The organism is Deltaproteobacteria bacterium CG11_big_fil_rev_8_21_14_0_20_42_23 (assembly GCA_002796345.1).
Taxonomy (GTDB): domain Bacteria; phylum UBA10199; class UBA10199; order 2-02-FULL-44-16; family 2-02-FULL-44-16; genus 1-14-0-20-42-23.
In genome coordinates, this window is record PCXC01000024.1 from 1,305 (window position 1) to 15,815 (window position 14,511).

The window sequence follows — 14,511 nt, forward strand, 5'->3', positions numbered from 1 at the left end:
CGTTGGAACTACATCTTTTTTTTTAAAAAAATCATTTTTCTTCAAAAGCTAGCTAATCTCGGCCAAATGGAGCTTTCCGGACCATCGGAGACTTAGGGTTTCTTTTAAATTTTTGTGTTGAGGCTCGCTCAACTGAGGGTCTTTGGCTATGAGGTCGAATGCTATTTCTTTGGCGTGGGATAAAATTTTTGCATCTCTCACAAGATTTGCCACGCGCAGTTCTGGAATGCCGGATTGTCTGGTGCCCAAAATTTCGCCTGGGCCTCGTATTTTCAAATCTTCTTCAGCAATTTTGAAGCCGTCGCAGGTTTCGGTCATCACGTTTAAGCGGGCATAGCCATCGTCGGAAAGTTTGTAGTCTGCCATCATAATGCAATACGATTGTTCACTTCCCCTGCCCACACGGCCTCTTAGCTGATGCAACTGCGACAGGCCAAAGCGCTCGGCGTGTTCAATCACCATCACACTTGCGTTTGGAATATCAATACCCACTTCAATCACGGTGGTGGAAACGAGCATGTGAATTTCGCCCGCTTTAAACTGCTGCATCACGCTGTCTTTTTCATCACTTTTTAATTTTCCGTGCAAAAGCCCAACGCGAAAACCTGGAGAAAAATGCGCAGCCAATTCTTCGGCCATGTTGCTGGCGTTTTTCAGATCAAGCTTTTCGCTTTCTTCAATCAACGGATACACCACATACACTTGCCGGCCGCGCTCCAATTCCATTTGCATGCCTTTGTATAATTTTGAACGCATACCTTCGCGGTATAATTTGGTGACAATTTCTTTTCTGCCTTTTGGCATTTCATCCAAAACCGAAATATCGAGATCACCATATACGGTCATGGCAAGTGTGCGTGGAATGGGCGTTGCCGTCATCACCAAAATATCGCAGTCGCCACCTTTTTGCTTGATGGCCGCGCGTTGCAACACGCCAAAACGATGCTGCTCGTCAATGATCGCAAGGCCAAGCTTTGCAAATTGCACATCGCCTTGGATGAGCGCGTGCGTTCCCACTACAAAACCAAGTTCACCGCAAGCAAGCATGGATAACATTTCTTTTCGCCTCGCAGCTTTTACGGAACTGGTGAGCAAGGCCACTTCAATGCCAAGCGGTTTCAAAAGCTGGGAAATGTTTGCAGCATGCTGCTCTGCCAGCAATTCGGTCGGCGCCATAAAGGCCACTTGATGCGCGTTCGACAAAACCTGCAAGGCAGCTTCAATTGCTACAAGTGTTTTTCCGCTGCCCACATCACCTTGCACCAAGCGGTTCATAGGCAGGTTGCTGTGCAAATCTTTTGCAATTTCATCGCCTACTCTTTTTTGTGCAGCCGTAAGTTCGAAGGGAAGGTGAGCACGAAAATCACTTCGCCTATTTTCTGCACAGGGATGACTTAGGCCTTCATTTTGTTTGTAGCTTTGCCTGCGAAGTGCCAAGCCCAGTTCAAGAAAGAAAAATTCTTCAAAGATAAGCGTGCGATGCGCTTTTGTTTTTCCACTGTTGAGCGCTTCAACATCGGCATCTTCAGCGGGAAAGTGTAAATCGTGAAGACACGTCCAAATGTCCAAAAGTTCTAATGACTGGATAATATTTTCTGGAAGCGATGCTGTAATCTGCGCATTGTAGAGTTGCCACGCTCGGGCGATAATTTTGCGCATCGTCTTTTGATGCACGCCTTCGGTAAGCGGATAAATGGGAAGAATTTTTCCTTCGCTTTCGTGCGCTTCACTTGCATCGGAAAAAAATTCTACATCGGGATGAATAAACTGAAGTTTAGTTCCAAACTTGCTCACGTCTCCGGAAAAAATAACGTTTGCACCAAGCACATATTTTTCCGTCATATAGCTTTGTCGAAAGCGAAAAAACTTTGCTGAAACACTTGCGCGCGATTCGTCTTCGATAACGACTTCATAAATACGTTTTTTTCTTCGGCCCAAAAAAGTAACGCCCGACTTTACAATTTTTCCTTCAACTGTTTTTTCCCTTCCTGGCTGTAAGTCACGAATGGCGCTCTTTGTACGACGATCGGCATATCGAAGTGGAAGAACATGCAAAAGATCGGCAATGGTAAAAACTCCAAGTCGAACCAACTTTTCACCTAAAGCGGGGCCAACACCTTTGACATATTGCACAGGACTGGAAAGGGTTTGATGCATAAGGCTTAAAAATACACTTTTTTCTTTTCTGTAAAGAATTTAGTTTTTGATTTTGGATTTCTTTGGATAATCCCAACGCTGTCATCACGAGGAGTGACGCGACGCGGCCTGCCTGCCGGTCAGGCAAGGTGATCTCCTCGATCAATTGCCAGGGGAGATCCTTCCTGCCCGTCCGGCAGGCGGGCGTTTCTCTCAGGATGACAAAGAGTTGGATGACAAAATAAAAAAAGCCCCCTTAAAAAAGGAGGCTTTTCTGAGATGCACTCTGAACCTTACTCAATAACTGTAAACTCTACGCGACGGTTTCTAGCGCGGCCTCTTGTCGTGTTGTTATCAGCAATCGGTTTTGTTTCGCCGTAACCAATAGCAACTAAACGTTCGGCAGCAATGCCTTTGCCAATGAGATAGGTGCGCACAGAATCAGCACGTTTTTGACTGAGCTTTAAGTTGTAATCATCTCCACCAATGAAATCGGTGTGCCCTTCCACTCTGATTTGTTGAATCTGCGGATTTAAGTGAAGCAATGTGGCCACGTCATCCAAGATGGGATAGGAAATTTCTCGAATAACTGATTTATCAAACTCGAAGTGGATACGTTGAGTGATGACAATTTTCTCTTCCACAACGGCTTCAACTGAAACTGGTTCTGGCAATTCCACCACTGCTGGTTTTCTGTAATTCACTCCCAAAAAGGCGCGGAATTGTGGTGAACCAATTCCTGTTGTAATTCCTCGCCCGCCGCCAGCCGTGATAGACAGGCCTTTTGCTGTTGACTGCGGTGAGTAACGTACAGCGGCAACACCTTCCACTGGATTCTGCAATTGATTCTTGAACACTTTATCCCATACACTTTCGGAATAGATTTCACCAATCACTGCCCACTCATCATTGATGCGAACGTTTAAACCAGTTCCCAAATTGATGGTGTCATCCAAAATAGCATTTGCATTTCCTGCATCGTAGCGAATTCTTTTGTAGTTCCTGTATCCAGCATTCAAGGTGATGAAAACGCGATTTTTGATATCGAAGTCGACTACAAATGTTCCACCACCTGACCACATATCATTTCCTAAGAATTTACTTTCGGTTCCAAGTGGAAAGTAGAAAAAGGGAACAAGGGCTAAACCAACGCGGTAGCGGTCGATATCAAGCAAGCGAAATTTCATGTCGATGCGAGGATCACCAGGCTTTCCGAAAAGGTTTTGTTTGCTTACCGCAGCAGCCAAAGCGTTTGGATCGTAAAATGTTTCCCAAATCGCTACAGGCACATTCACCCCAAGTTGCCACCAGTCGGTAAGACCAAGTGCTGCACCAAGGTTGGCCATGAGCAAATCGTCTACAATTCCAGCTCTGCGGGTACCCGTTTGATCTGCAAACTCAAGGGGCTCGAAGGCGTAATCGAAGTAGGCTCCAACATTGAAGCGCCATTGTTGCAAGGTGGATGACTGACGTTGCGTGATGTATCGTCCGCCATCATTCGCGGGTTCGAAGATAACCACATCGGCATTGTCAACACCTGCGAAACTTGTTGAAGCAAAAGCAAAACAGACCAACAAAATGAATAAAAAAGCCTTTAACGATCGATGCAACATGTTCCCTCCAACGTGTGAATATCTTTGATTTTTCGCGATATAATTCGAGGTCCTCTCGAAAGTCAAGAAACGAAGCAAAGTGCTTGCAGAAATAATAATGAAGTCTTTCTTGCTTGGATGTTTTCTTGAAAAAAAAATTTCCCCATAAGCACTCTTTGCATGCTTGCCATCCGATAATACTTTCACAAGCACTCGAAGAAATTGACTTTCTGAATTACGAGTGTAAAATCAGCGGCTTAAAGGAATTTCATCTATGGCCGACCAAAGCAGTAGCCAAGAAAAGACCGAAGAAGCAACGCCCAAGCGGATGAGAGAGTCGCGGAAGAAGGGCCAAGTTGCAAAATCAAAAGACTTGAACACAGTTGTTATCCTCATTGGAGCCTTCGCGCTTATTGTGGCGTGTAAAGGCTTCATCGCCAAAGAACTGCTATCACTGATGCAGCAAAGTTTTGATGTGGCCACCACAAAAGATCTTTCGGCCGACATGCTTTTTTTGCAAGTGCGTGAAGCCTATTATTCCTACATAAAAGCCTCGAGTCCATTTCTCATCGCCATCACCGTTATCGCCTTTGCGGTTGCGTTTTTCCAAATCGGCCCCATTTTTTCTGCCGAGCCTATGAAGCCGCAACTCAAGCGCATCAACATCATCGAAAATGTGAAAAACATGTTTAAGATGACAACTCTGATTGAGCTTTTGAAAAACATCGCAAAAATTAGCCTCATTTTTTTCATCGCCTATCTGGTGATGAGTGATTCTCTGCGTGAAATTGTGTTGTCCACAACCGCAACACCCGACCAATCAAGTCAAGTGGCTTCAAAAATCGTTGCGGAGTTTCTGATGAAGGTGTTCGTCATCTTTATTATCATCGCTGTTATTGATTTTGCGGTTCAGCGTTGGCAGCACAAAAAGCAAATGCGCATGTCGAAGGATGAAGTGAAGCGGGAATACAAGCAAGACGAAGGTGACCCGATGATCAAAAGCCAGCGAAGGCAGCTGCATCAAGAACTTGCCAACAGCGACATGAAGCAAGCCGTGGGCATGTCGGACGCTGTCATCACCAATCCAACCCATTTAGCTATTGCCGTTCAGTATGATGACAAAGAAATGGCAGCACCCATGATCACCGCAAAAGGCCAGCGTCTCTTCGCCGAAAAAATAAAAGAGTACGCGGAAGAAGCTGGCGTGCCCATCGTCCATAATCCTCCCCTTGCCTGGACCTTACTGGAACTGGAAATTGGCGACGAAATTCCCGATGAACTTTACCAAGCCGTGGCGGAAGTGTTGGTGTATGTGTATACGATGAAGGAGTAGCTTTCTATTTTTTTGCTTTTCCATCGCACCATTGTCCTATTGTCCCATTGCCCTATTGCCCTAGAAAACCATTGAACTAAATATTGCCTTTCCTGAAAAGACACGTTAACAAGTGCCGCCATGGCGGATGAAACTCACAATCCAAAACCTTCTCAAGCTGGTCAGTATTACCTTACCGAGAAAATTGCTCAAGGTGGAATGGCTGAGATTTACAAAGGCCTTGCCTATGATGCCAATGGCTTGAAGCGAACCGTGTGCATCAAGAAAATCTTGCCACACATTTCTGCCAATCCTGAATTCATTGACTCTCTCATCGACGAAGCAAAAATTGCGGTCACCCTGTCGCATGGCAACATTGCGCAGACCTACGATTTGGGAAAAGTGGAAGACGATTATTTCATCGTGATGGAACACATTAATGGCAAATCACTTTCGCAGGTGGCAAAAAAAGTTTACCGCGAAAAAAAACTGGTTCCCCTTCCGCTTGTTTGTCACTTTATTTCTGAAGTCGCCAATGGGCTCGACTACATCCACCGCCGTACAGACAGCGAAGGTCATCCCCTTCACATTGTCCACCGCGACATGAGTCCGCAAAACGTCATCATCTCTTATTCGGGCACGGTTAAAATTATTGATTTTGGCATCGCCATTGCGGCAAACCGCTTGGGCCTTACCGAAGTGGGCATTCTCAAGGGAAAATTTGCGTACATGTCACCCGAGCAAGCTAAAGGCGAATCGATTGATCATCGCAGCGACATTTTTTCTTTAGGCGTCATGCTCTTTGAACTGATTACGGGAAAGCGCTTGTTCAAAGCCGAAGACAACCGCGAAACCATTCGCAATGTGAGAAAAGCAAGCATTCCCTTTGTCACCAGTTTGCGTCCAGAACTTCCCGAAGAGTTTGAGAGCATCTGTCAAAAGGCATTGGCAAAAGACAGACGAAAGCGTTACCGCGCCGCTTCCGAATTTCGCGATGACCTGCTAAAGCTTTTGCACACTCATTATCCCGAGTTCCGTCAATCTGATGCTTCTCATTTTATGCAAACTCTTTTTGCTGAAGAACTCAAGCAAAGCATGGAAAAACAAGAAGCAACTCCACATCTTATTATCGATTCAACACAATCTGCATTGGCGGAAGAAAAAACAGAACATACAGGCGCTGGAAAAATTCCTGAAAATATGAGGGATTTTTTTCTTGAAGATTTCGTCGAAGAAAAATCAACTGGCGAAAAAGACAACTATGAAACCGCATCTGAAAATGAAGAATCCGCTGATGAAGACCTGGCTTCTTTTCCGCATGAAGAAAAAACAGAAAAACGAGAACCAGAAAAAAAATCGCACAAAACACTTTTCAGTTTCCTCATTGCTGGCATTACCATCTTGCTTATTTTTAGTACTTGGTATCTCACCAAAACCAGCAAACAAGCTAATGCTGTTGTGCAAGACGCTCAGCTTATGTTGAGCTTCGAACCCGCAGAAGCGCATGTTTTATTTGATGGCAAAGAAGTGGGAACTCTCTCGCCTTTAAGCCTAAACTCAGTTTCTCCACAAAACACACACGAACTCAGCATGAGCAAAGACGGCTACGAACCTTACGAAAAAGAACTGCTGTTTGCGAACGGCGAAATGAGAACGCTGCACATTTTGCTGAAAGAAATTCCACCGGCTTTAGCTTCTTTGCATATTTCATCACAACCAAGTGGCGCAAAAGTTTTTCTCAACGAACAGGAAACTCCTTATAGAACGCCAACTACGCTGAATGAATTGAAACCTGGACCTTACACTATTGGCCTTTATCTCGAAAATTATAAATTCTGGAAACGAAAAGTTGTGCTGAAAGAAAATGACAAAACGAATTACGATATTGAACTTGGTCTCGATTTTGGTTCCGCCGTCATTACTTCTCAGCCCAGCAATGCACTTGTGTTTCTAGATGGCAAACCTTCGGGCCAAACCCCCCTCACCCTCGATCACTTGGAGCCTGGAAAAGTGTACCAGGTTGAAATGTGGCATGAAGGTTATGAACACGCAAAACAAGAAATAAAAATTAAACCCGGACGCGATGAGCAAGTTCGAGTAACTTTACAAAAAGAAACCGAAAAAGGTGCACGATAATGAGCGACGAAGAAAAAAAGGATTTGTTTGAATCAACGGTAGTGACTTCAATTGAAAAACTGGGAGAAATAGAAGCCGATCAAAAGGCCTACATTCTTTTTCTTGCTGGGCCACTTCAAGGAAAGCTCTTCCTCTTAAACCCAGGCCAGACGGTTATTGGCCGTTCTGATGATGTTGACATTCCCATTCAGGATAATCGTATTTCGCGAAGACATTTTGCCATCAACGTTCACAACGGAAAAGCCGAGCTTTTGGATTTAAGCTCCACAAACGGAACCTATGTAAACGGCACACGCGCTGAGAAAAAAGTGCTTGAAGATGGAGATAAAATTCAAATTTCCAGTTCCACCATTTTAAAGTTTGCTTACGGCGACAAAGGCGAACGGATGTTTCACGAAGAATTTTATCAAATGGCAAATTTCGATGCCGTTACCGGAGCGAATAACAAACAAGCGTTCATCAAGCGCTTTCAAGAAGAGTTTAGCTATGCGAAGCGAAATAAACTTCCCATGTCGCTTATCATGTTCGACATCGATTTTTTCAAAAAAGTTAACGACACCTATGGTCACATGGCAGGCGATTATATTTTGAAACGCATCGCCGAAAAAGCAAATGACACTGTTCGTGGTGAAGACATTATGGCTAGATATGGCGGAGAAGAATTTGCCATTATTCTGAGAGGCTCCGCAATGCCAGGTGCCATCAAGCTTGCAGAGCGCATTCGTGAAAGCGTTGCTTCCGAAATTTATGAATTTGAAGGCAACAACATTCCAGTCACTATTAGCTTGGGCGTTGCCACCTTTGAAGGTGACAACTACGAAACTCAAGATGAACTGATGGCTGCAGCCGATGCGCGATTGTACCACTCGAAAGAGAATGGGCGAAACCAAGTCAGCGCTTCATAAGCCAAGCGTTCAAAAAACCTAAAACGTCCTTTAAGCCATTGACATCGCACTTAAAATGGAGTTTAGGCAAGCCTTGCAGAAAGGGGCTAAGCGCCGATGGCACAGATTATTTCAGGAACTGAACTCGCAAAAAAAGTGCATGAAGAGCTTAAGGCTAAGATTGTAAGCCTTCAAAAAACCTCCTCTTTTCATCCTGGACTCGCCGTTGTGCTTGTAGGCTCCGATGCAGCAAGCCAAGTGTACGTTCGCAACAAACGTAAAGCTTGCGAAAAAGTAGGCATCAAAAGCTTTTCCTACGACTTGCCCGAAAACTGCAGCGAACAAGAACTGCTTCAGCTGATTGCAGAACTCAATGCCAACAAAGAAGTGCATGGCATTTTGGTTCAGCTTCCCCTGCCAAAACACATGAATGAACAAAATGTGATTATGGCAATTGATCCCAAAAAAGATGTCGACTGCTTCCATCCCGTAAACGTTGGAAAACTCATGCTCGGCGCAAAGGGCTTTCTGCCTTGCACCCCATCCGGTATGATGGAAATGCTTTCGTCAATCAACTATGACCTCACCGGAAAACATGCAGTTGTTATTGGAAGAAGCAACATTGTGGGAAAACCAATCGCCCTTCTTTTATTGGCACAAAATGCAACCGTAAGTATTTGCCATTCCAAAACAAAAAATCTGCCCGATTTCGTTCGAAACGCAGATCTTATTGTGGCCGCAGTAGGAAGACCACAAATGGTAAAGGCAGATTGGGTAACGCCTGGCGCGGTGGTGCTCGATGTTGGTATCAACAGAACAGCTGAAAACACTTTAGTTGGTGATGTCGATTTTGAAACAGTAAAAACAAAAGCCTCGGCTATAACTCCAGTTCCAGGTGGAGTTGGGCCCATGACTATTGCAATGCTCCTCAAAAATGTTGTCTTCGCTGCAGAAGAACAATAAAGAAGGTTTTATGGAACCAAAACGCACCCCACTTTATAATGAACATGTTCGTCTCAAGGGAAAAATTGTTGATTTCTTTGGATGGAATTTGCCGGTTGAATACAGCAACATCAAGGCGGAACACTTGGCTGTTCGCACACATGCTGGCATCTTCGATGTTTCGCACATGGGCCAAATTGAAGTAAAAGGCAAAGGTGCTCTCGCGCTCGTTCAATACCTTACCATCAATGATGCCACCCTCATCAAAGACGGCCAAGCCCAATATACTGCCTTTTGCAGAGATGATGGCACCACGATTGATGATGTTATTTTGTATCGTTTTTCAAACGATCACTTCTTCTTTGTGGTGAACGCTGCAAATATTGAAAAAGATTTTGATTGGGTGAAAAGTCATTGTCCACAAAACATTGAACTCATCAACAGAAGCGAAGACTTTGCCTTGATTGCCTTGCAAGGTCCAAACGCTGAAAAGATTTTGCAAAAACTCTGCAGTGAAAAACTTGCATCACTTTCCTCTTTCCATTTTCTTCAAACAAGCGTTGCCAAAATTCCTGAAGTTATTGTCGCACGCACGGGCTACACTGGCGAAAATGGATTTGAACTTTTCTGCGAACCTCAGGACGCTCCTGGACTTTGGAACGCACTGCTCACAGCGGGAAAAGAGCTTGGCATCTTGCCTTGCGGTCTTGCGGCTAGAGACACCCTTCGCCTTGAAGCAGCTCTTTGCCTCTATGGCCACGAACTTGATGACAACACCACGCCACTTGAAGCTGGCCTTGGCTGGGTAACAAAACTTAATACAGTTGATGAATTTATTGGAAAAGAAGCGCTTGTTGACAGCAAAGAAAAAGGCTTAAGCAAAAAGCTGGTTGGCTTTACTCTTGTTGACAAAGGCATTCCGCGCGAAGGCTATGCCATTGTAAATGGCGATGAACAGATCGGAAAAGTTACAAGCGGAACGCTCTCGCCTACGCTTAACATTCCCATTGGACTTGGCTTTGTGAAAACTGAATTTGCAAAAGTGGGAACGCATTTTTTCATCGACATCAGAGGAAAACTGAAAGAAGCAAAAGTAGTGAAGCTTCCTTTCTATAAGAAAAAATAACTTTTTTGGAGGAGATGGTATGAATATTCTAGATGACCGCAGATACAGCAAAGAACACGAATGGGTGAAAGTTGAAAATGATGTTGCGTTTGTTGGAGTAAGCTCACATGCCCAAGAACAACTTGGCGATATTGTGTTCGTTGAACTTCCCGAAGTGGGAATAGAGATTAAGGCAAGCGAAACCTTCGGCGTTCTCGAATCGGTAAAAGCTGTTTCTGATTGCTACTCACCAGTTTCTGGAACAGTCCTTGAAGTAAACGACGACCTCACCGACAACCCAGAACAAGTCAACGAAGACTGCTACGGCGAAGGCTGGATGATTAAAGTAAAGTTGAGCGCTCCAAGCGAACTTGAATCACTCATGACCCACGATGCTTACAAAACCTTCCTTGAAGAAGAAGGCGCTTAATTATTTTGAGATCATTTTTTGCAAAGGATTTGTATGCCGTTCATTCCGCACACTCAAGAAGAAATAAACGAAATGCTCTCTGTCATCGGAGCAAAATCACTCAGCGATCTTTATGATTCAGTTCCAGATGCACTTCGCATGAAAAGAGAACTGGATCTTCCAGAACCCATATCAGAACAGGATTTGCTGGCAGAACTAAAATCCATCGGAAAAAAGAATCTTGCTACCGATAAGGCTCTTTCGTTTTTGGGAGCTGGTATTTATCCACACTTCACGCCGTCTGCAGTAAACGATTTGGCTTTTCGTGGTGAGTTTTTAACGCCTTATACTCCTTACCAACCAGAAATTAGCCAAGGCACTTTGCAGGTTACGTTTGAATTTCAATCGCTCATGTCGCGCATTTTTGAAATGGATATTTCAAATGCATCTACTTATGATCTTTCCACTTCCGTTGCCGAAGCTGCTCTTATGGCACTTCGCATTCACAAGAAGAAAAAGAAAATTATTGTCTGTGAAGGCATGCATCCTGAATACCGCGAAGTATTGAAAACGGTTTTAACTCCAACAAACATTGAAATTGTCACTCTGCCTCACCTAAATGGAAAATTGAACGTCAAAGCCCTCAAAGAAAATCTTTGCGATCAAACAGCTGCATGCATTGTGCAATATCCAAACTTTTTTGGCATTGCTGAAAACTTGGAAGAAGCTAGCAAACTCACTCACGATGCAGATGCCTTGTTTATTACCGCAACCGCAGAACCCTTTGCTCTTGGGCTTTTGCGAACACCAGGAAGTTTTGAAGCTGATATTGCAGTAGGAGAAGGAAATTCTTTTGGATTGCCCACTCGTTTTGGTGGCCCCGCTCTTGGTGTCTTTACTGCTTCAGAAAAATACCTTCGGCAAATGCCGGGAAGAATCGTGGGTGAAACTCTAGATGCGCAAGGAAGAAAAGGTTACGTGCTCACTCTTTCCACGCGTGAGCAACATATTCGCAGAGAAAAAGCCACCTCTAACATATGTTCAAACCATCAACACTGCGCAACTATTGCCACTATTTATCTTTCGCTCATTGGAAAACATGGCTTCTCTTCGCTAGCTCGCATCAATGCTGCAAAAGCACAGTATGCTGCACAAAAACTTTCTTCAATTTCCGGAGTAAAACTTCAGTTTGAAGGAAACTTCTTTAATGAGTTCGTTCTGGAGCTTCCAAAACGCGCCCAAGATGTGCTTGATGCTTTGGTGAAAGAAAATATTCACGCTGGCGTTAGTTTGGAACGATGGTTTCCACAATGTAAAAACTCTCTCCTTCTTGCATTCACTGAAGTTCACCGCAAAGAAGATATTGATGCACTCGCAACAGCGCTTACAAACGCACTTTGATAAAGGATAGAACATGAGTAATCCCACTTTAAGTTCTTGGAATAAAGCTGTCACTTCAAGTTCAACATCAGAAGAAAAGAAAACATGCACAAGCACGGCTCATGTTGGCCGTACTATGGCTTTTGATGAACCCACTGTTTTTGAACAAAGTGTCGAAGGCAGAAAAGGATATCAAACACCAAAGCTTGATGTGCCGGCGTTTGCTGACAAGATGCTCTCAGCTGATCTCCTGAGAAAAAAAGCAGCAAAACTTCCAGAGCTTACCGAGACTGATATCACCAGGCACTTCACTCGTCTTTCGTCACAAAATTATGCAAAAGATTTGGGTTTTTATCCCTTGGGTTCGTGCACCATGAAGCACAATCCAAAAACAGCAAACGTTGCTGCAAGTCTTCCTGCGTTTGAGCTTACGCATCCTTTGCAAGACATCGCAACAGCGCAAGGCAATTTGCAGATTTGCTGGGAAATGCAAAACTATCTTGCCGAGATAAGCGGTATGGACGCTATTTCGCTCTGGCCATGCGCCGGGTCGCACGGTGAGTTTGTAAGCTTGCTCGTGATTAGAGCCTATCATGCAGCGCAAGGAAATCCGCGCAAAAAAGTGCTCATCCCCGATAGCGCGCACGGCACAAATCCAGCATCAGCAGCTGTTTGCGGCTATGACGTGGTCACTCTTAAATCTGGCCCCGATGGTGAACTTCATCCTGAAACCGTAAAAGCTGCCATGGATGAAGAAGTTGCTGCCATCATGATTACCAACCCAAATACACTTGGTGTGTTTGAAGAAAACTTTAAAGAAATTTCTGACATTGTTCATGCAAAAGGTGGTTTTGTTTACTGTGACGGCGCAAACTTAAATGCGCTTATGGGTGCAGTGCAACTTGGAAAAATCGGCGCTGACTGCATGCACTTTAACTTGCACAAAACTTTTGCGGTGCCACACGGCGGAGGCGGACCAGGAGCGGGCCCCATTGGTGTGGTGAAAAAGTTAGAACCCTTTTTGCCAAAGCCCATCATTCAAAAAAATGGCGATACCTTTAGTGTAGATCACAACCGTCCGCATTCCATTGGAATGATTAAATCATTTTGGGGAAATTTTGCCTGTACACTTCGAGCTTACGCTTACATTCGCCAATTGGGCAAAGAAGGCATCAAGAAAACAAGCCAGATGGCAGTGCTGAATGCAAAGTACATTCGCAAGCGTTTGGAAAAAGCCTATCACATGCCATTCAGAAAACCTGTGCTTCACGAGTGTGTGTTATCAGATAAAATTCAAAATGAATATGGCGTCAAAACCATGGATATCGCAAAACGCTTGATGGACTATGGCTTTCACCCGCCAACAGTGTATTTCCCGCTCATCGTTCCTGGAGCCCTCATGATTGAGCCAACGGAAACGGAAAACAAACAGCAAATTGATGCTTTTTGTGACGCTATGCTTGCTATTGCTGATGAGTGCAGAGAAACTCCAGAAGTCGTAAAAACTGCGCCAAATGTGAGTTTCCGAGCACGCTTAGATGAAGTGCGTGCGGCACGTGAAGTGAAGGTTACGGCTGCTTTATAGATATACGGGAACTATAAAAGTCCACCCCATTCTGAGAACACCATCTTTTTGCAAAAGCTCGTGAGGTGGGGATGAAAAAGGTGATGATGCTTTTACGGTGCGAAAAACTTCTTGATCATAATCTGTGAGGCCTGAACTCCTCAACAAAATTAATTCTGTAAGTTCACCCTTTGCATCAACGGCAACTCCAACTACAGTTGAATACTGTTTTTGAATTCGGGGAAATGCAACATTTCCTGGACTAAACGTCAAACGAAACGCTCGCTTCAGACGAACAAAATAATCTAAATGCAAAAAACGATGCACATTTAAATAGGTGTGATCAGCATGAGTATAATCCGGAAAATAGTCTTCGCTTCCGCCTCCGCCAATATCAACACTTAGCACGCCTTCATTTCTGGCTTGAGCAATTTTTTGCTTATAGAAAAGTGACTTGTCAAAATCATAAATATTCTTTTGAGCGCCATATTTTTTTGCAGCTTTTCTTTCAGCATTACCAGGATCGCGTGAGTCAATGTGCGTGTTTTTTTTGCGAACGGTTTCACGTTCTACCGTGGAATCGTAGGCACCTGCAAACCGTGCTGACTTTGGACGAGACTGATTTTGCGGCGGAGCAATATCTGCCAATTTATAGACTTCACTGTCTTCAGAAACAGGAATAATTTCTACCACTTGTTCTTCGTGTGTAGAAGGAGTGTCAAAAAATGTTGTGCTTATAACGAAAAGTAAAACAATAAAAACGTGCGCTAAAAACGAAAGTAAAAAGGAATGAAATAAATTTCTTTCACTTTGTTTTTCGTCATCAGAACGAAAAGCATCTTGCACTAATGTATGAAGTGGATTGTTCATAAATTATGTAAAAATTCTATGTCATTGCGAAGTGTTTTTGTACTGAAGCAATCTCCTCCGTTAATTGCCAGAGGAGATCCTTCGTTCCACTCAGGATGACAGCAAAGTGTTTGAATTACTGGATCCCCTAAATTCACAAACGAAGTGCAACACTTTATGGATAAGGTGTTGCCATGGGAAC

The 14,511-nt window shown here is 44.0% G+C and carries 11 protein-coding genes; 8 read left to right on the top strand and 3 right to left on the bottom strand.

What is annotated here, in order from left to right; translation table 11 throughout:
- Positions 1-48: 48 nt before the first annotated feature.
- On the bottom strand, positions 49-2,157 hold the full coding sequence (locus COV43_02665; GenBank protein ID PIR26100.1) for an ATP-dependent DNA helicase RecG: 2,109 nt from the start codon (positions 2,155-2,157) through the stop codon (positions 49-51).
- Between the two features lie 272 nt (positions 2,158-2,429).
- Positions 2,430-3,941, bottom strand: a complete 1,512-nt coding sequence (locus COV43_02670) for a hypothetical protein (protein ID PIR26101.1) — start codon at positions 3,939-3,941, stop codon at positions 2,430-2,432.
- A 61-nt stretch (positions 3,942-4,002) separates the two neighbouring features.
- Here COV43_02670 and flhB point away from each other — a divergent pair, with 61 nt between their 5' ends.
- The 8 genes from flhB (at position 4,003) to COV43_02710 (ending at position 13,481) form a co-directional block, all read left to right on the top strand.
- Positions 4,003-5,061 (top strand): flagellar biosynthesis protein FlhB, encoded by a 1,059-nt coding sequence (gene flhB, locus COV43_02675; GenBank protein PIR26102.1) that lies wholly within the window; start codon positions 4,003-4,005, stop codon positions 5,059-5,061.
- A 120-nt stretch (positions 5,062-5,181) separates the two neighbouring features.
- A complete protein-coding gene (locus COV43_02680) occupies positions 5,182-7,176 on the top strand; it encodes a hypothetical protein (GenBank protein PIR26103.1) in 1,995 nt (664 codons plus the stop codon).
- A complete protein-coding gene (locus tag COV43_02685; GenBank protein ID PIR26104.1) occupies positions 7,176-8,081 on the top strand; it encodes a GGDEF domain-containing protein in 906 nt (301 codons plus the stop codon). Before COV43_02680 ends, COV43_02685 begins: the two co-directional genes overlap by 1 nt.
- A gap of 96 nt (positions 8,082-8,177) precedes the next feature.
- On the top strand, positions 8,178-9,023 hold the full coding sequence (locus COV43_02690) for a bifunctional methylenetetrahydrofolate dehydrogenase/methenyltetrahydrofolate cyclohydrolase FolD (protein ID PIR26105.1): 846 nt from the start codon (positions 8,178-8,180) through the stop codon (positions 9,021-9,023).
- A gap of 10 nt (positions 9,024-9,033) precedes the next feature.
- Positions 9,034-10,128, top strand: a complete 1,095-nt coding sequence (gcvT, locus tag COV43_02695) for a glycine cleavage system protein T (GenBank protein ID PIR26106.1) — start codon at positions 9,034-9,036, stop codon at positions 10,126-10,128.
- Positions 10,129-10,147: 19 nt separating this feature from the next.
- Complete coding sequence (gene gcvH / locus COV43_02700; protein ID PIR26107.1) at positions 10,148-10,537, top strand: glycine cleavage system protein H; 390 nt, start codon at positions 10,148-10,150, stop codon at positions 10,535-10,537.
- 33 nt (positions 10,538-10,570) lie between these two features.
- Positions 10,571-11,917, top strand: a complete 1,347-nt coding sequence (locus COV43_02705) for an aminomethyl-transferring glycine dehydrogenase (protein ID PIR26108.1) — start codon at positions 10,571-10,573, stop codon at positions 11,915-11,917.
- Between the two features lie 115 nt (positions 11,918-12,032).
- The gene (locus tag COV43_02710) at positions 12,033-13,481 is read left to right on the top strand and encodes a glycine dehydrogenase (aminomethyl-transferring) (GenBank protein PIR26110.1); all 1,449 of its coding nucleotides are present in this window, start codon (positions 12,033-12,035) and stop codon (positions 13,479-13,481) included.
- Here the strand turns inward: COV43_02710 and COV43_02715 are convergent.
- On the bottom strand, positions 13,476-14,330 hold the full coding sequence (locus COV43_02715; GenBank protein ID PIR26109.1) for a hypothetical protein: 855 nt from the start codon (positions 14,328-14,330) through the stop codon (positions 13,476-13,478). The genes COV43_02710 and COV43_02715 overlap by 6 nt on opposite strands.
- Between the last annotated feature and the right edge of the window lie 181 nt (positions 14,331-14,511).